This window comes from Alistipes montrealensis (assembly GCF_018362775.1).
Lineage (GTDB): Bacteria > Bacteroidota > Bacteroidia > Bacteroidales > Rikenellaceae > Alistipes > Alistipes montrealensis.
In genome coordinates, this window is the sequence record NZ_JAGYXY010000001.1 from 603,474 (window position 1) to 625,663 (window position 22,190).

At 57.9% G+C, this 22,190-nt stretch carries 19 protein-coding genes; 11 read left to right on the top strand and 8 right to left on the bottom strand.

What is annotated here, in order from left to right:
* Positions 1–62: 62 nt before the first annotated feature.
* The 3 genes from ruvB to KG007_RS02380 all read left to right on the top strand — a co-directional run bounded on the left by ruvB (position 63) and on the right by KG007_RS02380 (position 3,562).
* Positions 63–1,070: a Holliday junction branch migration DNA helicase RuvB gene (ruvB, locus tag KG007_RS02370; RefSeq protein WP_213347224.1), complete on the top strand. Its 1,008-nt coding sequence runs from the start codon at positions 63–65 to the stop codon at positions 1,068–1,070.
* Positions 1,071–1,107: 37 nt separating this feature from the next.
* Entirely contained in the window at positions 1,108–2,121 is a 1,014-nt protein-coding gene (locus tag KG007_RS02375; RefSeq protein WP_213347225.1) for a hypothetical protein, read from the top strand.
* A gap of 163 nt (positions 2,122–2,284) precedes the next feature.
* Complete coding sequence (locus tag KG007_RS02380) at positions 2,285–3,562, top strand: malic enzyme-like NAD(P)-binding protein (protein ID WP_213347226.1); 1,278 nt, start codon at positions 2,285–2,287, stop codon at positions 3,560–3,562.
* 287 nt (positions 3,563–3,849) lie between these two features.
* On the opposite strand, the gene KG007_RS02385 is transcribed toward KG007_RS02380, so the two are convergent.
* From KG007_RS02385 to aroB, 6 genes are all read right to left on the bottom strand, one after another.
* Positions 3,850–6,765, bottom strand: a complete 2,916-nt coding sequence (locus tag KG007_RS02385) for a fimbrillin family protein (protein WP_213347227.1) — start codon at positions 6,763–6,765, stop codon at positions 3,850–3,852.
* Positions 6,766–6,918: 153 nt separating this feature from the next.
* Complete coding sequence (locus KG007_RS02390; protein WP_213347228.1) at positions 6,919–8,190, bottom strand: fimbrillin family protein; 1,272 nt, start codon at positions 8,188–8,190, stop codon at positions 6,919–6,921.
* A gap of 51 nt (positions 8,191–8,241) precedes the next feature.
* Positions 8,242–9,189 (bottom strand): DUF5119 domain-containing protein, encoded by a 948-nt coding sequence (locus KG007_RS02395; protein WP_213347229.1) that lies wholly within the window; start codon positions 9,187–9,189, stop codon positions 8,242–8,244.
* Positions 9,186–10,346, bottom strand: a complete 1,161-nt coding sequence (locus KG007_RS13920) for a DUF3575 domain-containing protein (RefSeq protein ID WP_249413222.1) — start codon at positions 10,344–10,346, stop codon at positions 9,186–9,188. The genes KG007_RS02395 and KG007_RS13920 overlap by 4 nt, the downstream gene beginning before the upstream one ends.
* Positions 10,347–10,701: 355 nt before the next feature.
* The gene (locus tag KG007_RS02405; protein ID WP_213347230.1) at positions 10,702–10,935 is read right to left on the bottom strand and encodes a hypothetical protein; all 234 of its coding nucleotides are present in this window, start codon (positions 10,933–10,935) and stop codon (positions 10,702–10,704) included.
* A 47-nt stretch (positions 10,936–10,982) separates the two neighbouring features.
* Positions 10,983–11,996: a 3-dehydroquinate synthase gene (aroB, locus tag KG007_RS02410; protein WP_195458409.1), complete on the bottom strand. Its 1,014-nt coding sequence runs from the start codon at positions 11,994–11,996 to the stop codon at positions 10,983–10,985.
* Positions 11,997–12,077: 81 nt separating this feature from the next.
* Between aroB and typA the strand changes: the two genes are divergently transcribed.
* The 4 genes from typA (at position 12,078) to KG007_RS02430 (ending at position 16,569) form a co-directional block, all read left to right on the top strand.
* Positions 12,078–13,880 carry a translational GTPase TypA gene (typA, locus tag KG007_RS02415; RefSeq protein ID WP_195458410.1) on the top strand — a complete coding sequence of 601 codons (1,803 nt, stop codon included), beginning with the start codon at positions 12,078–12,080 and terminating at the stop codon, positions 13,878–13,880.
* A 2-nt stretch (positions 13,881–13,882) separates the two neighbouring features.
* Positions 13,883–14,200, top strand: coding sequence for a hypothetical protein (locus KG007_RS02420; RefSeq protein ID WP_213347231.1), 318 nt, complete (start codon positions 13,883–13,885; stop codon positions 14,198–14,200).
* Positions 14,201–14,291: 91 nt separating this feature from the next.
* On the top strand, positions 14,292–14,936 hold the full coding sequence (locus tag KG007_RS02425; RefSeq protein ID WP_213347232.1) for a DUF4377 domain-containing protein: 645 nt from the start codon (positions 14,292–14,294) through the stop codon (positions 14,934–14,936).
* A 913-nt stretch (positions 14,937–15,849) separates the two neighbouring features.
* Positions 15,850–16,569, top strand: coding sequence for a TolB-like 6-bladed beta-propeller domain-containing protein (locus tag KG007_RS02430; protein ID WP_213347233.1), 720 nt, complete (start codon positions 15,850–15,852; stop codon positions 16,567–16,569).
* A 49-nt stretch (positions 16,570–16,618) separates the two neighbouring features.
* Here the strand turns inward: KG007_RS02430 and KG007_RS02435 are convergent, their stop codons facing one another.
* Entirely contained in the window at positions 16,619–16,984 is a 366-nt protein-coding gene (locus tag KG007_RS02435) for a YbaN family protein (protein ID WP_213347234.1), read from the bottom strand.
* Between the two features lie 183 nt (positions 16,985–17,167).
* Here KG007_RS02435 and KG007_RS02440 point away from each other — a divergent pair, with 183 nt between their 5' ends.
* Together KG007_RS02440 and KG007_RS02445 are read left to right on the top strand one after the other, a co-directional pair.
* Positions 17,168–17,611, top strand: coding sequence for an RpiB/LacA/LacB family sugar-phosphate isomerase (locus KG007_RS02440; protein WP_213347235.1), 444 nt, complete (start codon positions 17,168–17,170; stop codon positions 17,609–17,611).
* Between the two features lie 28 nt (positions 17,612–17,639).
* Complete coding sequence (locus tag KG007_RS02445) at positions 17,640–18,599, top strand: DUF3667 domain-containing protein (protein WP_213347236.1); 960 nt, start codon at positions 17,640–17,642, stop codon at positions 18,597–18,599.
* Between the two features lie 47 nt (positions 18,600–18,646).
* On the opposite strand, the gene ispE is transcribed toward KG007_RS02445, so the two are convergent.
* Positions 18,647–19,495 carry a 4-(cytidine 5'-diphospho)-2-C-methyl-D-erythritol kinase gene (gene ispE, locus KG007_RS02450; RefSeq protein ID WP_213347237.1) on the bottom strand — a complete coding sequence of 283 codons (849 nt, stop codon included), beginning with the start codon at positions 19,493–19,495 and terminating at the stop codon, positions 18,647–18,649.
* A 33-nt stretch (positions 19,496–19,528) separates the two neighbouring features.
* On the opposite strand from ispE, the gene KG007_RS02455 reads away from it, so the two are divergent.
* Positions 19,529–20,494, top strand: a complete 966-nt coding sequence (locus KG007_RS02455) for a GSCFA domain-containing protein (protein WP_213347238.1) — start codon at positions 19,529–19,531, stop codon at positions 20,492–20,494.
* A 23-nt stretch (positions 20,495–20,517) separates the two neighbouring features.
* The gene (locus KG007_RS02460; RefSeq protein ID WP_213347239.1) at positions 20,518–22,080 is read left to right on the top strand and encodes an alkaline phosphatase family protein; all 1,563 of its coding nucleotides are present in this window, start codon (positions 20,518–20,520) and stop codon (positions 22,078–22,080) included.
* Positions 22,081–22,190: the final 110 nt, after the last annotated feature.

The following is a 22,190-nucleotide window of genomic DNA, read 5'->3' on the forward strand; positions in this document are numbered from 1 at the left end:
TCCGCCGGATTGTTTTTTCGTCCAAACGGCACAGATTTGCCGAAAATCGCTATCTTTGCATTATGTCAATCGTACGCAATACCGAAAGCGATCTCGAATTCGAAAACAAGATCCGCCCGCAGGAGTTGGAAACCTTCTCCGGGCAGGACAAGATCGTCGAGAACCTCCATATCTTCATCAAAGCGGCGCTCATGCGCGGCGACTCGCTCGACCACGTCCTGCTGCACGGCCCTCCGGGTCTGGGCAAAACAACCCTCGCCAACATCATCTCCAACGAAATGGGGGCGCAGCTTCGCGTCACGTCGGGCCCCGTGCTCGACAAGCCGGGTGATCTGGCGGGCCTGTTGACCAACCTCAATCCGGGCGACGTGCTTTTCATCGACGAAATCCACCGCCTCAGCCCGATCGTCGAGGAGTATCTCTACTCGGCGATGGAGGACTATAAAATCGACATCGTGCTGGACAAAGGCCCATCGGCCCGCTCGATCCAGATCGAACTGGCGCCCTTTACGCTGATCGGCGCCACGACGCGCAGCGGCCTGCTGACTTCGCCCCTGCGCGCACGTTTCGGCATCCAGTGCCACCTCGAATACTACGACGCCCCGGTGCTCGCGGGTATTGTGAAACGCTCGGCACGCATCCTCGACGTTTCGATCGACGACGATGCGGCTCATGAAGTGGCCCTGCGCTCACGCGGCACGCCGCGTATCGCCAACGCCCTGCTGCGCCGCGTCCGCGACTTCGCGATGGTCAAGGGCGAAGGACACATCGACCTCGAAATCACCCGCATAGCCCTCACGGCCCTGAACATCGACTCACGCGGACTGGACCAGATGGACAACAAAATCCTGGGCACGATCATCGAGAAATTCAACGGCGGTCCCGTAGGCCTGAACACCGTGGCTACGGCCGTAGGCGAAGAGGCCGGGACAATCGAGGAGGTCTACGAGCCGTTCCTGATCAAGGAAGGCTTCCTCAAACGCACCCCGCGCGGCCGCGAAGCGACTCCGCTGGCTTATGAACACCTCGGATTCTCATCCCCCCGGGACAGGGAAGCCTCGCTTTTCTGACCGAGGGGAGGCAACTTACCCATCTAACCCAAACTACATGCAAAACGTTCACCTCCTCCCCTGCTTGTTGCGCCTCCTGATCGCCGCGCTGCTCTTCCCGAGCGTCGGCTGTGCACCCAAAATCTACTCCAGCTTCCAGAAAAGCTACCCGGCACGGCCCGAAGGGTCCACCGTGCTGGTCTACAACCTCACCGACACCCTGCCCTCCCAGGCCGAGGTGCTCGGCAGCGTCGAGGTCCGTGACAACGGCCTCTCATCCAACTGCGGCTTCCGGCAGGTCCTGCAACGGGCCAAGGACGCCACGAACAACGCCGGCGGCAACGGACTGATCCTCACCTGGCACAAGGAACCCTCGGCATTCGGCAGTTCGTGCCACCAGATCGCCGCCAACGTCCTGCTGCTGCCCGACTCCATTTACACGGCTTCTTATTTCGACAATATCGCACTCCAGAACTACCGCACGAACTTACTGGACATCCCGGCCAATACGGCCCAGAAAGCGACCCTCCCGGCCAGCTCTGAACGCAAACCCTGCGCAATTATGATCAACGCGGGCGCGGCCTTCGTCCTCTCCAAGACCAAAACGGCCGAAGGCGTCACCGGAAACCCGCGCCGCGGGCTCGACATCAACGGCGCTTTCCAGTGGACGGCACGCAGCGGACTGGGTTTCGGGCTGCGCTATTCGGGCTATTTCACCTCGGCAAAATTAGACGATACGAAATTCGACATCCGCCTGCATTACGTAGGCGCAGAGTTCGTCATGCGCCAAAACCTCGGGCGCAAATGGGCCTTCCACGAATCGATCGGCCTGGGCTATGCCCAATACAGCGAAACCATCTACAAACTCTCCATGAACCAGGCCGGTCTGGGCAGCCACGTCGACCTCGGCGTCGAATACAAACTTTCACGGAGCGTCGGCCTGGGCTTCAGCATCGGGGCTTACAGCGTCAGTTTCAATACGTCGAACTATGCAGACTCGGAATCCGCTTCGTACAAAAACGACGGTATCGCCCGCCTGTCGCTCGACGGAGGCCTGCGATTCTATTTCTGACCCTTCGTCCTGCCGTATCATCCGACAAGACCGGGCCGGAATCAACAGAGACTGCCGTTTTATTTCTAAAATATTTTCGAAAAATTCTAAAAATTGTTAAGATCGGGACAATAATTGTACTATATTTGCCGTTAGAGTTATTAGGTTACTAACGGAAAATGAGATGAGTACAAAAACGCAACTTGACGATGCGGCGCTGCGCTATCACAGCGAGGGTCGTCCCGGAAAGATCGGGATCGTACCGACCAAACCCTATCACACGCAATACGACCTGTCGCTGGCCTATTCGCCCGGCGTAGCGGCTCCTTCGCGGGCCATTGCCGAGGAACCGGACGACGTTTACAAGTACACGGACAAAGGTAACCTCATCGCCGTGATTTCGAACGGCACGGCCGTACTCGGACTGGGCAACATCGGCCCCCTGGCGGCCAAACCCGTCATGGAGGGCAAGGGCATGCTCTTCAAGACCTATGCAGGTATCGACGCCTTCGACATCGAAGTCGACGCCACCGATCCCGAGGAGTTCATCCGCACGGTGAAAGCCATTGCACCCACCTTCGGAGGCATCAACCTCGAGGACATCAAGGCTCCGGAGTGCTTTGAAATCGAAACCCGCCTGCGTGAAGAGCTCGACATCCCGCTGATGCACGACGACCAGCACGGCACGGCGATCATCTCCTCGGCAGCGCTGCTCAACGGCGCGAAGATCGCCGGCAAGGAACTCGACAAGATGCGCGTCGTGGTCAACGGCGCAGGAGCCGCCGCCATCGCCTGCGCAAAACTGTTCATCGAACTCGGCATCCGCCGTGAAAACGTGGTGCTCTGCGACAGCCAGGGAGCCGTCACCGTCTACCGCGAGGACATCAACCCCATGAAGCGCGAACTCGCCACTACGCGGCGCATCTCGACGCTCGCCGAGGCGCTGCACGGCGCCGACGTATTCCTGGGCGTTTCGAAAGCCGACACGCTGACGCCGGAGATGCTGCACACGATGGCCGAAAACCCGATCGTCATGGCCCTCGCCAACCCCGATCCCGAAATCGCCTACGACACCGCAATGCTCTCGCGCCCGGACATCATCTTCGCAACGGGCCGTTCGGACTACCCGAACCAGGTCAACAACGTGTTGGGCTTCCCCTACATCTTCCGCGGCGCACTCGACGTGCGGGCTACGAAGATCAACGAGCCGATGAAACTCGCTGCGGCGCATGCGCTGGCCGAACTGACCCGCGAGCCGGTTCCGGCGATGGTCCTGCGCGCCTATGGAGTCGAAAAGCTCGAATTCGGCCGCAATTACCTGATCCCAAAGCCAATGGACCCGCGCTTGCTGTGCACTGTCACCACGGCCGTAGCCAAAGCCGCCATCGAATCGGGCGTCGCAAAAAAACCGATCACAGACTGGGACGCCTATGCCGAGAAACTCCGGAAACAAGTAGAATAAAGCCATACTCCATACACAAGTAAAAAATCGCGGAAATCCGCGATTTTTTTTATTCCCGTCATTTCTGCCTTCCTGGCTCTACGCGGAAACCGTTTGGATAATACCTCTTCGGAACCCTGGACCCTTAATCTGGTGTAAATCAAAAGCACAGAATCGACAATCCAGATGGAATAAATCATCCAATTCATGAGGCGCGCCCTCTGCTGCACCCGAACCGAATAACGAAAAATTCCGCGGCCCCACAAAGGTCACGGAATTTTCGTTTAAAGGCCGCGATACCGCTCCTTTCAATCGTGTACCGGACGCACGGTGAACCCGTAAGCGTTGTTCGTACTGACGTTGATGTGAATACTACCGCTCTTTCGATTATCCAGATAAAACAGCATGGACTGGTAGTTTCCCTGCGAGGGCGCAAAACCAGTCGTCGTCACGAACGTCACATCTGCGAATGCAGGCCATGTCGTATCTTCCTGCATATCCTTGGGAAAGGGCGGATTCTGGCTTGACTCGATATTGAGTCCCATGTCGCGCAGGCCGGTCGCCGGAAAGAAAATCTTGGGACCTCCGGCGGTCTCGTTCAGGGAAAGCTTCCAGCCAATGCGAAGCCCCGTATCAGGATCGGTAATATGTTCTATTCCGTAGACTGTATTAATGTCACTCGTCCCCATCACGGTCCCGAATGCCGCAAAAGCATTGGGTGCGGGAACGTGATAGCCGACGGGGCACGGATCATAAATGGTTTTCGTAACCGTAAATCCATTCGGAGCCTCGCCCGTTCCCACATTGGAAATCTGATCGAGCTGCGAATTCCAATAGTTCATGATCGTTTTAAGATTGTTGGGCGTCCTCCCCTCGCCACTGTGCCAATGACGTCGGAAATATCCTTCTTCTCCATCACTTGACTTCATGTTGTGCTTGAAAAAGACATGGGGCAGCCGGATCGCTTCGCCGATCGTCGCTCCAATCGGTGTCCCGGAAGCATTCTTATTATCCTGTTGCCGGAACTTATACTCTTCGTGATCGACGTAATAAGGCTTGTCGATCATATTGAACTGCGTATCGCTGCGCCCGGCCGCCGCGTCCCGAACTTCCTTGTTATAAATGCCCGGCAGCATGGGCTCCTTGCGTCCCCACTGATAGTAGGTGTTGTCGCCCGCCACCGAGGCGACGATCTCCGGCTGGGTGAACGGCCCGCATTCGACGGCTTTCGTCGTATTCTTCCCGTCAGGAAGCGTAAAGACGAAGCGGACGCGGAACGTGCGCGCGGGGTTGCCCTTGCGCGGTTCGCAGAATCCCAGGTTGCAGGGGGCAAAAGCGACGCTCTTCGGTCCGTCGATCTCTTTGGCAGTCGTCGCCGTCAGATCCTCCGTCCCGTCCCACATATAATGAGTGGCCCAAATGTGCCAGCTCCAAAGGATGGTTTTCGAGGCGTCGCGCACGGCGACAACGGCATTTCCCTGCGTCAGCCGCTCCTCGGCCACCCGGAACCGGACCATGCCGTTCTCGTATTTCACGTCGGTCACCAGGCCGGGAGCGTCCTGCCACACGAGCACTGCATCTGCCACACCCGGAATATCGGGCCCCGAAATCGACTGGTCGTTATGATCGACGAATCGGCGCAGGATGAAATTCTTTGTATTTTCGGGAATATCCGCCTCTGAACCAATATACGAATAGGACGCCGCTCCTCCTGTGCGGGCGTTGCCGTAGACCGGGGGCAGACAATAGTAGCCGGGGGTGTGCACGAGGTAGCAGTTCGCGGTCTCGCCGCCTCCCGACAGATCGTGGGGAGCGGCCTCCGACCCGTAATGCTCCGCAAGCTGCCGCTCCGAAAAATAAGATCGCTGGTCCGTAAAGGAGGGCTGCGGCTCCAGCTTCAGGCGTCCCGCGACCTTCGCTGCGGGACCGGCGCCTTCCGACGGCGTCTTGTCAGGCATCCACCCGCCCTTGGTCCAGGTCTTGCCGTCGTCGGTGGAATACTCCACGACGTAGGGCAGCGCCACGAAGGCTTCCGGATGGTCCTTCTGCACCACACGGGCATAGGCTGCCAACTCCACACCGGAGAGATAGCCGTTGATATGCACCTCCGGTTCGGAGGTTTCAATTTTCACGGTGGGTTCGATGACGATTCCCGTCGACGAAACCGAATAGGAGACCCGGCGTCCCACGGGCCACACCTTGCCCCCGAGCGAGGCGGTCAGCGTGCGCTTCGTGCCGGTCAGGTCGTCGGTAAAATAGACTTTCAGCTTGGCGTCGGCAGGCAGCGTCTGCGGAATCATCAGCAGGGTCAGTTCTCCCTCCACAAGGGAGGTCCCGGGCTTTGTGTAGGCATTATCCGTGTTCTCGTCCGACTGATCCGGCAGTTCGACCTCGTTTTCCACGGTGAACGTTCCCGTATCGCGGTGTCCGGACCAACTGCCGCTGCCGATAACGTGCGTACCGGTGCGATAGACGCCCGAAAACTCCACCTTCGTCACCGTGCCGCCGAGCATCGCCTCACCGGTCTTAACGGTGACGGAAGTCAGCACATGGCCGAACTTCAACTCCACGGGAGCGCTCCCGCTGCCCGCACAATCGGCCGTAGCGGCCATGATGTCGAGCTGATTCTCAGTCTTTAAGGGAACGGTATAGACGATGCGGGGCAGCCCACCCTCGCCCTGCTGCACCTGCCGGAGAGCTCCGCCGAGCCGCTCGTCGGACGAATGGGGCGCATAGGCAAAGAACCGCAGGCGTCCCGAGCCGGGGCGGTAGAGTTTCTTCCCGTCCCACCCCGAAGCGGTGCGGACCATCTCGATGTCGTGGGCGAAATTGGTGGTCAGGCCGTCGGCCTCCCCGTCCGCGGGAAAACTCCCCGTATAACAGACGGCCGACAGTCCGAATGAATCGTGGAACTCGCCCGCCGAACCGATCTGCACCCCGCGGGTCGCGGCGTCGCGCCCGTCCTGCGGCTCCTCGGCAACGGCAGGTTCCGATACCTCCGTCACGAGGTAGAGCGGCTGCATGCCGTCGGGACACGTCAGTTCATCGACGGCGATCGTCTCTGCACGGGCCGGGCGAACGGGCGTACCGTCGATCCAGGAGTCGGGAACGGCTACGCCAAACGTCATGGGGGCGTTCGGATCGGCGTCCTGCCCGTCGAGCGCATCTTGCGCACACGACGTCGCCGCACACGCCACGCAGGCCGCGAGGACCCGGCACGCCATACGGGAAACAAATCGGAGATCGTGTGAATGTCGTATCTGCATGATCGGTAAAATATTCGTTACAAACTGATTACAACGCCGTCCGGACACTCCCGAAGGAGCATCCGGACCGGAGCGTCGTTCCCGGTTTCCGGGAAAGGTATTTCGGCGGATTTACATCGAAGGGGTCTCCTCCTCCGTCACACCGGCATCGGTCCACTCTTCCAACACAACCTTGAACGAAATCGGATCGTCCAGCACCGTATCGCCGACCTCCTTACCTTCCGGTCTGTCAGGGATGACATTCTCCCCGGAGGGGAACTCCTCGGGAAGAGCCGGAGGATAGATACCCGCACCACTCTCGGCGCCGCAGAATTCGAGGTTGTAAACATATTTCTTGCCCGGCAGCCACTCGGTGTCGATGGGCACGCAGGTATAGCCGTAAGCATTTGCGTTGTACGTTCCACTGACGGGGAAGAGCTGGTGGTAATGGTATTCCCCGTCGGAGATTACGGGATCGTTGCTGGTATCGCCGTCGGGATGCAGCGCTCCGGCGTGTTTGATCTCAATACGGCACAGAAGCAGGATGTAGGCTCCGTTCTTGCTGTTCGACTTGTCCGTTTCCAAGTCCCACTTGTCCAGTTTCTGGGGAACGAGCATAAGGCTGGAATTGTCCTTGTCGGCGCCGATCAGCGAAACGTATGCATGCGAAAGCGAAACCTCCTGGTTATCGGCGTACGACAGACCGTAATACGTCTTTTCGCCCTTCGCAACCCACGACATATAGTTGTTGGACACGGCATCCTCCGTAAAGACAAGATCGCCCGTCGGCTTCACGTTGACGATCCACGCACCCTTGATCTTGATCGTTTTCGAATCGTCATCCGACGCACCTCCGTTTTTGGCTTTTACGACAATCTGCGTAAAGGCATGGTGGAAAGCGAGTTTGACATTCGAACCGCTCACGTTTTCGTCATTGTGACGATTGGCCGAAGTGTAGGCCACGACAAGGTCCTTGTGCTCCTTGCCGGGATTGTTGACGCCCGACAGCGGCGTGCAGTCGGTGAACTGCTGCGATCTCGCGTCGATCTTCACATGGTTCTTTATCTCCTGCTCGGTGAAGATGTCGGCAGGTCCGTAGGACCAGAAACGGATGGTGTTCACATCGTTCGGCCAATAGTAGTTCTTAGAGAACTTGAAATATCCGTTGTTATCCTTTTTCTCGGCCACGTCGCCGTTGATAAACATCGTCGGATAATTCAGTGCATCGGCGTAAACCCTGATCTTGGTCAGCGTCGAGGTCGTCGTCTCGGTGGCCCGCGTCACGCGGGTATTGAAGACGATCTCATCGCCCGGATAACTTGCCACCACTTCATCTTTCGAACAGGAAACCAACATGAGTGACATCATGCCAGTCAGTCCCAACAATTTCATTTTTGCATTCATGATTGGATAATTTATTATGATAGTCATTCGTTTCAGAATCGTTCCGCCGCGTCAGTTCATATTGATATCGGTATCGATCACGCTGTCGTCCCAGTCCGAAACCGACGTATCCATGCCGCCCGACGAATCGGGCAGCCGCAGACCGTCGATCACGATATGCACGTTCTGCGGATCGGGGGCTCCGTGCACCTGCTCCGTCACGTTGAAATGGCTGAACCACTTCTCGGCCGTATATATCGACAGGGTATGTTTCTCCGTCCCGACGGGGCAGTGCCCGAACGTCGCGAAGCGGGTTGAAAGCGTCCGGTCGTCGATGCGGGTCAGGTCGAGCGGTATCGTCACGGACTCCCCTCCCGGAACCCCGTGACACGGGCGGCAGGAACCGGCGAGGCCGGTGACGGCGGCGCCGATATCGGACGTGGAACCAAGGTTTTCGATATGGAGGAAATCCACCGTATAGACAGCCGTAGCCCGTTCGGGAACGAGTGTCACCGACAACTCCCCTTCCTCGGGAACGGCCGACCAGTCCACGGGGCCGAACCGGCCGCACCAAACCGGTTCGGGAGCATGGCGCACGGGCTGTTCCTGCGCGTCGTCGGGACGGGGAGGGGCCTGTTCTCCGCCGCGTCCGATGGGAGCGAGCAGCGCACGGGCGGCCGTAGTCACCTCGTAATCGTCGTAACAGGTTCCCCGCTCGACGACGTTCTCCATGTCGCCGTTGTGAAACAGCATCCGATAGGAGCCGGCCTGGACGCGGATAACACCGCCTTTCGGAGAGCCGAACTCATAACGGTCGCAGTGGCTGCCGTCGGGGGTGAACAATTGCAGAACCATCGTGCGCGGCGCGGCATCGGGACACTTCGACCAATCGAAATTCACCCTCACCTCCACGACGTGGCTGTGGTCATAACACAGCTCCTTGTGCTGGCAGGAGACCAATGCCGCCGAAACGAGCCAGACGAGCCCGGCGCAACACAGCCTGCTGATCGTCTTTCTCATCGCACGCCTCCTTTCCCGCTGCGGCGCTCGCCGCCTAAAATCCACACCAGAGAGATCTGCGCCCGGGTAGGTCCGAACCAATGCCGGCGCCGGGTGGACTGCCACACATAACAGTCGTCCATCGGGACATACTCCTTGTAACGGCCACCGAAATATCCGACGCCGATTGAAAAGTCGATATTGAGACGGCGCGCCACCGGAAGCGAATAGCCGTATTCCAGGCCGCCGCCGTAGCTGAATCCGTCGCTCTGCCATCCTTTTTCCGAAAATTCGAAATCGTAGGTGAGCATCGTTCCGTAGATGCCGACGTGGTGTCCGGTGAAAGGCGTCCCGCCGAAATAACGGCGCAGCGTCACTTCACCGCCGTAACAGCGCCAGTAGCGGTGTTTTCTGTCGTTGCTCCACCATGCGTGCATATAGTCGGCTCCCGCCGACCATCGGTCGGCGAAGCGAAACTCGATTCCTGCATTGGGAACTAGAAGCGCATCGTACAGCAAATTGGTTTTGAGAGCCACCCACGGCTCGCGCGTCGAACGCACGGCAGGTTCGGGATCGGAAACAGACCGGACTACGGATTCGGATTCGGGAGCACTGCCGGATTCGGACACCTGCACAGGATTCCCTTCCGGCATATTTCCTGCCGGAAGCGATACCACAGCAACAGCATGTTCCGCTGCCGCAGGCCGGCACGAATCCGCAGGAACATCGGCAGGGTGTCCCTCATCGTCGGAATATGTTTCAACGGAATGTTTAGAGGAAGAGGGGGGGGGTAATTGCGAACCTCCGCTTACGACCGCACGGATGTCGGCACGCCGCAAAGCGGGAAAAGCCCCCTTATACAGATATTTATAAGGTATTCCACCCTGCAACATCCTCAGACGTCGTTTGCGGCCGTCCACTACCCGGCCGTCACGAACCTCCCGAACGGGCGTATTTTCAAGAATGCGCAACACCTCTTCTTTGTCCGGAAGCTCCGGGCATGCGGAAGCCTCTTCTGCAAGATGCCGCCAATCCACACCGCCGCCTTCGGCCGCAAGCAACGTGTCGGGAAGCACCGCACGATCGGCCAGATACCGCCCCACCTTGCGGGCCCGGTTCACGGAAAGACGTTCGTTCAGCAGGTCTTCACCTTCAGGAGAAGCCCACCCTTTTATCAAAATACCGGAGATTCGGCCGTCTGCTGCGGCACGCAGGGATTGTAGCCGATCTGCAAGACTGTCGAGTTTGCACAGTTCGGATTCGGAAGTAACGGATGAAAAACCCGGAGTGAAATAGACCGATATGTGCAAGGTATCCCTGCGCACCTCCTGCGCAGAAACAGTTTGGACAGCTATCGCTAATATCCCTATCAAACTATATACAACCCACATAGCTTTCTTTGTGAAAAAGCATGTACATAATATTGATTGCTCCCGAAAGCAGTACGAAACGCAGTCATACCTGCCGGGCGCGAGGAGATTTAGTACATATTTACCAAATGCGGCGACAAATTTAAAAACTTTTTTTCCGACCTTACACAATACGGGCGAATAAATCCACTGAAAAAACGAATATGTTTACACAACTGTTTCCGCCCCGAAAAGAGAATAACGCCCCAATCAAAAACAACGCCCCGGCCAGCACATCCGGCGAGAACCAGGTTACGGGCGCGGTCATGTAAGTAATATCACTCGGATTCCAAAGGTTCTGTGTCCATATCCAGCTCTGGCGCAGATGCACCAGTTGAATATGTTTGAGAAGATCCATTCCGTCGGCGCAGAATCCGGCCTGAATGCCGGCCAGCCCGTATGGCTCTAAAATAACGCCGCAAAGGCATCCACCGTCATCGGCCGCACCTCGCAGTCGCCGATACCGACCGGCAGGACGATGCGCAGCATGCCGTCCTCGTTCTTCTTGTCCTTGCCGACCTCTTTTAAAAGGCGTCTCACCTCCACGGGCGGCGTCAGATCGAAGCCCAGATTCGTCAAGAGATTCACGATCCGGTCACGGTCGGTCGGCGTCAGTACGCCCAGCTTCACGGCGGCTCCGGCGATCAGCACCGTACCTACCGCCACCGCTTCGCCGTGGTTCATGCGGTTCGAACACTTCTCGATGGCATGCGCCAGCGTATGCCCGAGGTTGAGTTTGCGGCGGTCCCCCGACTCACGCTCGTCGCGCTCGACGATGTCGGCCTTGACGCGAATCGCGGCCGAAACGGCGTCCGACAACAGATCGGTATCCGTGCGCAGCGCCTCGAAGGTCGTCTGCTCGATACGTCCGAACAGGTCGGCGTCGGCGATAATCGCCGCCTTGACTACTTCGGCCAGTCCGGCCCGAAACTCCCTGTCTGGAAGCGAACGCAGCAATTCCGGGTCGCAGATGACAAACTGCGGCTGCGTAAAAGTCCCGGCCATATTCTTGTATCCGTCGACGTTCACACCGTTCTTGCCGCCCACCGAAGCGTCGACCTGCCCCAGCAGCGTCGTCGATATGAATCCGAATTTCAGACCGCGCATATAGGTCGACGCAGCGAATCCCGCCACGTCGGTGACGATACCGCCCCCGACCGCCAACACGAACGTCGAACGGTCGACACCCAGTTCGATGAAACGGCGGTAGATCGTCTCGACGGTCTGCATCGTTTTGATGCTCTCGCCCAGGCCGATCAGCACGGTGTCGTAGTTGGCCAGTACAGGATGATACAACCTGTCGATCGTGGAGTCGGAAACGACCACCACACGCCCCTCGGGAAGTACTCCGGAGAGAATATCCGCTGTCGGTCCGATAAAAATTTCGCTCTGCTGGCGAACGTTGAAGGCAGGTTTCATTATTTAACTTTTTTAAGAAACAAGCAAAATTAGTATAATTTCCCGAGAATTTGTTACCTTTGCACCACAAAATATACTTTTATGCAAAAACTGCGCAATATTGCGATTATTGCCCACGTCGACCACGGCAAGACGACACTCGTCGACAAACTGATTCTGGCGGGACACATTCTCCGCGACAACGCCAAACCGACCGGCGAACTCATACTGGACAACAACGACCTGGAACGAGAACGAGGCATCACGATCCTTTCGAAAAACGTTTCGGTCATCTACAAGGACTATAAGATCAACATTATCGACACCCCGGGCCACGCCGACTTCGGCGGCGAGGTCGAGCGCGTGCTGAACATGTGCGACGGCGTGCTGCTGCTCGTCGACGCCTTCGAGGGCACGATGCCCCAAACGCGTTTCGTGCTGCAAAAAGCCCTCGCGCTGGGCAAAAAGCCCATCGTGGTCGTCAACAAAGTCGACAAACCCAACTGCCGCCCCGAAATCGTCAACGAGCAGGTTTTCGACCTGATGTTCTCGCTCGACGCCACCGAGGAACAGCTCGACTACAAGACCATCTACGGCTCGGCCAAGCAGGGCTGGATGTCGCACAAATGGAACGAACCGACCGATTCGATCGTCCCGCTGCTCGACGCCATCGTCGACGAGATTCCCGAACCGACGATCGTCGAGGGTACGCCCCAGATGCTCGTCACGTCGCTCGAATATTCGGCCTACACGGGCCGTATCGCCGTGGGTAAGGTTACGCGCGGTTCGCTCAAGGCGGGCCAAATGGTCACCCTCGCCAAGCGCGACGGCGTGACGATGCAGAAAACCCGCATCAAGGAACTGATGGTCTTCGAGGGCCTCGGCAAGAAGAAGGTCGAAGAGGTCCCCTGCGGCGAAATCTGCGCTATCACGGGCATCGAAGGCTTCGAGATCGGCGACACGATCTGCGACTACGAGAATCCTGAACCGCTGCCTCCCATCGCCATCGACGAACCCACGATGTCGATGCTCTTTACGATCAACAACTCGCCCTTCTTCGGCAAGGACGGCAAATACGTCACCTCGCGCCACATCAAGGAGCGCCTCGACCGCGAGCTGGAGAAAAACCTCGCCCTGCGCGTAACGCCCGGCCCTTCGGCCGATTCGTTCAACGTCTTCGGGCGCGGCGTGCTGCACCTGTCGGTGCTCATCGAGACCATGCGCCGCGAAGGTTACGAACTCCAGGTGGGCCAGCCCCACGTCATCATCAAGGAGATTGACGGCAAAAAATGCGAGCCGATCGAGGAGATGACCGTCGACTGCCCCGAAGAATATGCAGGCACGGTGATCGACCTTACGACGCGCCGCAAGGGCACGCTGACGAACATGGCTTCCGACGGCGAGCGCACGCGCCTGGAATTCGATATTCCCTCGCGCGGTATTATCGGTCTTCGCTCGAACATGCTGACCGCCACGGCCGGCGAAGCGATCATGACCCACCGCCTGAAAGGTTTCGAACCGTGGGTCGGCGAAATCGAGATGCGTACCAACGGCTCGATCATTTCGGGCGAGACCGGCACGGCCTTCGCCTACTCGATCGACAAACTGCAGGACCGCGGCCGCTTCTTCATCAGCCCGATGGAGCAGGTTTACGCCGGTCAGGTCATCGGCGAGCACACGCGCCAGAACGACATCACGGTGAACGTCACCAAAGCCAAGCAGTTGACCAACATGCGCGCTTCGGGTTCGGACGACAAAACGTCGATCGCTCCGCCGAAGGTCTTCTCGCTCGAAGAGGCCCTCGAATACATCCAAGGCGACGAATACGTGGAGGTTACTCCCAACGCCATGCGCCTTCGTAAGATCCTGCTCGACGAAAACGACCGCAAACGCGCAGCGAAATAACAATGGACCATTTCACCCTTTCGCTCGCCGTAGGCGCCGTCGTCGGAGCGCTGGATGTCATCCCCATGTTTTTCCAGAGGCTTCCGGCCCGCTCGTGTTTCTCGGCGTTCTTCATTTTTTTCTTCGCTGCAGTGATCGTCTTTTACAGCGACCTGCCCTACCTCCCCTGGTGGGCCGACGGCATGGGCGTCACACTGATGCTGATGATCCCCGTGCTGTTCACCTTCTCCGGCAAAGAGCGCAAGGCAATTCCGGTCGTGCTGTTTAACGCACTGCTGTTCGGCTTCCTGATCAGCGTCGCAGAACGTTACCTGGCATAACCCGAAAAACGGACTCCGGTCCGTTTTTTTTTGTGCCAGTCCGTGCAGTATCAGGGCATTGGCCCCGTTTTTAGGGAAACTTCCGACCTCTATGAAAAAATACTTCGCCCTGCTTTTGCTGCTGCCGCTCGTCTTCGGCGGCTGCGACGACGACAAGTCGTACACCGAAACCTGGACCGTCGCCCCTGAAAAAGGCGTTACGGGTGTCTTCATGGGTTTTGGTTATGTCCCGGCCTATATCGTAAAAAAAGGGTCGGATGCCGACTGGGAAATCGCCCCGGGCCCGATTGAGGGATTCGCCTTCGAAAAGGGATACCAAACCGACATGCTCGTCCGCATCGACCATGTCCCCAACCCTCCCGCCGACGGTTCTTCGTTACGGTATACCATGATCCGGCAACTTTCGCGCATACCCGCCGAACCGTCCGTCGATCCGAAGACATTCAGCCCGGAACTCGAAATCGTCATCGCCTCCGAGCGTGCCGACAACCATATGGCCGCCTACTGGTTCAAGGACACGCGCTACCCCGAACCCCGCTGGCAGGCGTTTCCCTGGGAGATCGAAGGCTTCGACTTCAAACCCGGTTACGAAGCGCACGTACGCATCCAGCCCGTCGCCGAATACGACAAGGCGCAGGAGCACCTGATCGACAACGACTCGTGGACCGTAAAATACAACCTGAAGGAGTTGATTTCGAGCGAGAAAAAAGATTCAGAAGGACTGCCCGGCTTTTAATATTTCCGCCCACACCGTCTTTCAGCAGCAAAACTGCCGTCAAAACCATCCGCATACCATATTCAGCAGAAGCCGTACTCTGCCCTGTCTTTATCGCTCCGCATTCACGCCGTTCTTTTTCTGCAACAAGCGATAATACGGAAATCCACCGCCAACAACAACGGCCTTGCTTGGTAAAATAACGTAGGGGGGGGGTATCCAACGATAAAAACGGGTCCTGTATGGGCCCGTTTTTTTCCGAAACAAGCTGTCTCAGAATTTCCGCGTATACATATGACTCTAGTTTTATGGATGAAAAATTACATGCTATGAATTATTATCATATCTTAGCATTCAAAATAACTCACCTGAAAACACCGGACTTGTAAAAAACTTTATTCGATCAGCCATCGCTATTCTATTTTAGCAAGCGGATTCACGCGTTATCAATCCTACAGCAACAACTCTCTGTCCGATTTAATCGAAGCCAATATCGAGGCATTATCTCGCGACAAAGGTTCTTGTGACAATTTCAACGGATCGAAGATTATTATAAACATATATGCGACTCAGAAAAAACCGGCAGGGGAAAAGAAGATTGCAAACGATGGTAAACAGGTTGTCCAAACCGGGAATCGTCGTATGGCTGCTCCTGCTGGCAACCTTGACAGGCTGTGTAAAAAAAAGCGGAGACGGGATCGTTTTCCGCAAAAAGGCAGACCTTCCGCCTGTCGTCTGCAAGGCAGATTCAATTGCCCTGCCGTTCCTGTTCTACTCCGAACGCTGGTTTCTTTCGCATGGAGACCTCTATGTACTCAATAGCCGGGCAACGCCGTTTCTGACCATATATTCCCTTCCCGAACAGCGGGTGCGGACACAATGGGGAAATAGCGGACGCGGGCCGCATGAGTTTCCGATACCTTCGCTCGGCGAAATGCACGAAAAAAACCGGGTAGCGGTCTATTCGAACAGCCTGAACCGAATGGAAATGTTCGAACTGCGCGCGGACAGCCTGGTTTACCTGTCGGCCTTCCGGTTCCCGATCTGGATGAAAAGGCAACGCAATCTGCCCAAACCTTACACCCGTCTCGTGCAGTACAACGATACGCTGTTCGTCGGTACGAGTTTTCTGCCGCGCCAAATAGCCGTGGAGTTACTCGATATGCGAAACGAACAGATCGTCGACGCCGTCGATTTTCCGCTACGGCCGGCCGATGGCGGCTACTCCGCCCCCTTCGAATGTAAAGCCGCCCTCTGCGCAGGCCGTATGGCAATAGCATACCGCTATATAGACCGTATCGAATTGTACGACCTCACTCCCAAGGGATTCTGCCTGACGCACGTATTGGGAAGCGACTCCACCCAAGAAGAACTTTGCGCCCAAGACCGCGACGATGAAATGTATTTTTACTATTCGGATGTTGTCTGCTGCGAACGATATGTCTATGCGCTTTGGCAAGGGGTACTGACCGGCAATCTCGGAAAAAGGGAATCCCGCATCGAAATCATCGACGCCGAAAACGGCGAAACGCTCCGCATTTTGTCGTCCGACCATTATCTGACCGATATCGTCGTCGATGAAAAGGCCGGAATCATCTATGGCCACGATCCTTTGAACGAAGACTGCCTGTACGTTTTCCGAATCCCGGCATAACGCCGCTTCAACAAATTCCCCACTGCCGGATATGATGTCCGGCATTTTTTTATTTGCGGAGCGTAGCGAACGAGAGGATATGCCACGTGACGCCGACGGCCACCGCCAGCAGCGCGATCTGGGCCCACCACCACTGCGTGAGCAGCGCGCAGACGCAGTAAAGCATCGTGCCCCACATCAGGGCGATGGAAATGATTTTGGCGCGCATGGGTATGGCGCGGTTTTCGCGGAAATTGCGGATGTATTCGCCGAAGTAACGGTGCGTGATCAGCCATTCGTAAAGCCGCGGCGACGAGCGGACCCAGAGGGCCGCCGCCAGCAACAGAAACGGCGTCGTGGGCAGCAGCGGGACAAAGATGCCGACGATACCCAGCACGAGCGCAACGCACCCCAATATGGCGAGGAAAATTTTCACGGCACAAAAATAGCATAAATTCGGGGCCCCACCGCACGGCAAAACGGGATTTTTACCTATCTTTGATGTCGCAACGGCACTTTTACGAACCGGAAGGCCGTCCCGAACGGGATACGCCCCGGTTTGACAACAGTCCGGCTTTTTATATCTTTGTAATAGAGAACACAAATAAACCGAAATACGATGAAAAAAATAGGCATCGCCAGCGACCACGCCGGCTACGAAATGAAAGAATTCCTGGTAGGTTATCTCAGCGCCATGGGTTACGAGGTGCTCGATTTCGGGACCAACTCGCCCGAGAGCGTCGATTACGCCGACTACGCGCACCCGCTGGCCGCGGCGATCGAAAGCGGCGAACTGGAACAGGGCATTGCACTCTGCGGCTCAGGCGAAGGGATGGCCATGACGCTCAACAAGCACCAGGGCATCCGTGCCGGGCTGAGCTGGGAGCCCGAAATCGCTTCGCTGATCCGCCGTCACAACAACGCCAACATCATCGTTTTCCCGGCGCGTTTCGTCACCAACGACGAAGCCGTCAAGATGCTCGACGCCTACTTTGCCGCCGAGTTCGAAGGCGGACGCCACGAAGCGCGCCTGGCCAAGATGCCCGTAGCGGGCTGCAAATAAGGCCCGCTCGTCCGAAGAACCTCCCCGAATGTCCAAACACCAGCTTTGCCGCAACTGCGGTCACATTGTCGACAACAACTACTGCCCGGCCTGCGGACAGCGCACTTCGACACGGCGCCTGGGCTGGGCGGCACTCGTGGAGAGCGTCACCTCGACCTTCATCGGCGACGAGGCCTACGGGCTGCGGGGTATGAACATGCGCAAGGGAGCCGTGATGACATGGCTCTCGATTCTGTTCCGCCCCCACCGGGTCATTCCCGAATTCATCGCGGGCTGCCGCCGCAAATACTTCAACCCGGTTGCTATCCTGCTGTTGCTGTCGACCTTTTACGCCGTGGTCTTCCTGCTTGTGGGCAAGGATCACACGCCGATTGCCGCCGATGACCAGCCCCTGTTCCAGTGGCTCGTAAGCACCTACATCGACTACGCCTCGCTCCACCCGGCGGGCTACCTGCTGTTGATGCTGCCGTTTTTTGCACTGGCCATGAAGACGGTTTTCCGGCGAAAAACCGATCTACGTTATGTCGAGTACCTATACATCGGCATTTTCCTCTCGATCTTCGAAATCACGCTGATGATCGCGGCGCTCCCGGCCGAACTGCTGATTCCATGGTACAGCAGTTTCTACATGCTGACACTGCCGCTGTTCCTCTATACGACATTCGTTTTCCTGAAAATCTTCGGGCTGAAAAAGAAACGATCGGCCCTGCTGCGCACGCTGCTCGCCAACCTGCTGCAATACGTTTACATTTTCGTTGCAACATTGGTCCTCTGCTCGGCAGCCGTCGGAGGCTTTTACCTGATTTCACCCGAGAAGTGCCGCGAAACATTCACCTTCAACCGCAGTTTGCACGCCGGGCAACAGGAAGGCGAGACGCAGAATCTCCTCCGCGACACCATCCAGGGAATCGTCGAAGCCCTCAGCGAACCGGACGACGACGAGACGCAGACCGTGCAGTCTCCGACGGATTCGCTCCCGGCAAGATAAGTATGGATTCAGGCCGCTCCGGGAAAACTCCCGGCCCCGGCAGAAAATTACAGTTCGAATACGAAAGGCGAAAGGTTTTCCAATCTTTTGTTTTTCGGGTTCCGACCGCCGTCAAAAAGTCCGAAGACCGCCGAACCGCTGCCCGACATCGAGGCATAAACAGCCCCCCGGGCCAGCAGGCACTCCTTTGCGGCGCGAATAGCCGGATGCGCGGCGAGAATATGTTCTTCGAAATCGTTGGTAACCAGGCCTTGCCACTCGGCCACAGGCCGCCTGAGACGTTCCGCGAGCGGCGTTTCCGGAATCCGGGGCTGCACCCCGGCATAGGCTTCACGCGTCGAAACCCCCTCGTCGGGTTTGATAATAACCAGCGTCATTCCGCTCAGGTCCAGCGCGAAAGGCTCCATCACTTCACCTCTTCCTTTACATAACTGCGGCGTATTGCGCACGAAGAAAGCCGTATCGCTGCCCAGTTCGGCGGCACGGGCGATCAGCTCAGACTCGGAAAGTCCCAGTGCAAACAACTCGTTGACAGCGATCAGCACAGCCGTACCGTCAGCCGATCCCCCGCCCAGCCCCGCGCCGAACGGCACGCGCTTGTCGAGGCGGATCGACACGCCGTCCACGCCGTAATGCCGCTGCATCAGCCGGAACGCCTTGAGGCAGATGTTTTCTTCGGGGGCGCAGTCCACAGCCAGCCCTTCGGCCCGGAACGCCGCGCCGGGTGTACCGGTCGCCTCGTACACACTCCCGGACGCGCCGGTGCGCACCACCTCCACCTCGTCGTAGAGGTCTGCGACGGGGAACATGACCGTTTCCAAATCATGAAAACCGTCCGCGCGGCGGCGCAGAATGTCGAGGCCCAGATTTATTTTGCAGTTTGCTCGCAGGATCATGGAACAAAGATAAGAATTTTCTATTTTTGTCGTATGAAATTCCGCACCGAAATCGAAATGGCGCCCCTCGGGGTGAAAATCGGCTATGAAAACCGGACACTGACGCTCGGTTCGTGCTTCGCGGCACACATCGCCGAAAAGCTCACGGAAGCCAAATTCCGGGTCGTAAAAAACCCTTCGGGCATCCTGTTCAACCCGCTTTCGATCGCTGCGGCGATCCGCAGTTACGCTGCTCCTGCGCCCGTGGTACACAGCGAACTGGAATTCGGGGAGGGTTTGTGGCATCATTTCGGATTCCACGGCGATTTCTCGGCCCCGACAGCCGACGAGGCACTACAAAAGATGAACGCCGCGCGACAGGCCGGGACCGAAGCGCTCCGCGCGGCCGACCGCGTGATCCTCACCTTCGGCACGGCATGGGTCTACGAGCATGCAGGAGAGGTAGTTGCCAACTGCCACCGCCGGCCCGCCGCGGAATTTACCAGAAGGCGGCTTTCGGTAGATGAAATCGTGGAAACATTTGCAGAACTGATCGAAGGGCCGCTCAACGGAAAACAGATCATCCTGACGGTCAGCCCCGTACGACATATCGGCGACGGATTGTCCGGCAACGCCGCAAGCAAAGCGACGCTGCGGCTGGCCGCCGAGCAGTTGACCGAAAGGTTTAAGTGCGCCGTCTATTTCCCTGCATTCGAAATACTTACCGACGACTTGCGCGACTATCGTTTTTATGCCGACGACCTGGTACACCCCGCGCCGCAGGCCATTGCCTACATTTGGGAGAAATTCGCCCCGGCAGCCCTGACGGACGAAGCCCTGCGGCTGCTTCCGGAGGTCGAAGCGATCGTTGCGGCGGCCGCCCACCGTCCCCGCAATCCGCAGGGCGAAGCCCACCGCGCCTTCTGCCGCCGCCAGCTGGAGCGGATCGCCGCACTTTCCGACATCGATTTTCGGGCGGAAACGGCGTATTTCCGCCGATGTCTCGAAATAAATTCGTAAATTTGCGGCCAATTCATCGCACAATGACAAAAAAACTATTCGTATATGCCATAGCCGCCCTGGCGGCACTCCAGAGCGCCGCGGCGCAGCCCCGGCTGATCGTCCAGATCGTCGTCGGCTCGATGCGCGGCGAAGACCTCGACCGCTACGCCGAAAACTTCGGCGAAGGCGGTTTCCGGCGTCTCACGGAGGGCGGCACGGTCTACGCCGACAGCCGCTACGACTACTTGCAAACCACCACGCCCGTCTCGCTCGCCACGCTCACCACGGGGGCTATGCCCTCGACGCACGGCGTGATCGGTTCGCGCTGGGTCGACTACACCACCAACAAGGTCGTCGAACTGACCGCAGGCCGCAAAGGCCCCGGCGCCTACCACCTGATCGCCCCGACGCTCTCGGAAACGCTGTTGCAGCACGCCCCGGGCAGCCGTTCGGTCACGATCGCCCCGGAAGCCGTCTCGGCGGTGGTGATGGCCGGGCACTGCGGAGAGGTGTTCTGGCTCGATTCCGCGCGCTGCGACTGGGTGACTTCGCCCTACTACGCCGCAGAGGTTCCCGAATGGATCGCCCGCAGCAACCGCGAACGCTACAACCTTTCGTACATCGCCAACGAGTGGCGCACGCTCCTCGAGCGGGGGCGCTACCTCAATACCCGCAATTACGACATCGCACTGGCCGGAAAGAACAAAAAAGAGCAGGACCGGAACGGCGCGGGACGCCTCAAAATGCAGAGCGACTTCGAACGCCTGCTCTACACCCCGGCAGGCAACACGGCGGTGCTGGGACTGGCCAAACAAGCCATCGCCCAATATAAACTCGGAGACGACAAAATCCCCGACCTGCTGAACATCTGCCTCGACACGCCGCGCCGCATCAGCGAAGCCTACGGACCGGAATCGGTCGAAGTCGAGGACATGTATTACCGGCTGGACCGCGACCTGGCCGACTTTCTGACCTTCGTATTCGCACAGGTCAAGGACGGGAACGCGATGGTGGTGCTCACCTCCGACCACGGAACCAGCCCCTCGTTCGACGCCGGGGCCGCCGAGGCCGACCGCTTCAACCCGCGGCAGTTCGAAGTGATCGTCAACGGATTCCTCAACGTCCGTTACGGCATGGGCGACTGGGTGGTGGAATACAACGACAAATGCGTGTGGCTCAACCACAACCTGATCTACGAGCGGGGCCTCAACCTCGCCGAAGTACAGAACGAAGTGGCCATCTTCGCCATGCAGTTCAGCGGCATTTCCCACGCGCTGGCCGCAACGGCCATGCGGACGAGTTATTTCGGCAGCGGCTATGCGCGGCGGATGCAGAACAGCTTCTATCCCCGCCGTTCGGGCGACGTGATCCTGAACCTCATGCCGGGCTGGATCGAGGAGCAGGAGCGCTGCTGGTCGATGTCGGGATCGATGTACGGTTACGACACCGAAGTGCCGCTGGTATTCTACGGCAAAGGCGCAGGTCCGCAGCGGGTGAAACGCCGCGTGGACATGACGGCGGTGGCCCCGACGCTGGCACGCCTTGCCGGCGTGCGCGAACCGGCGGCTTCGGAGGGCGGAGTTTTGGAGGAAATTGCAGAATGAACGAGGAGTAATTTCGACCGAAACCCGGTCGCATGCGATAAGGCCCTCCCGAGGGAGGGGTTTGGGGTGGGGTCAGACTTGCAAACGACGCCACGGGCGGCGACAACGAC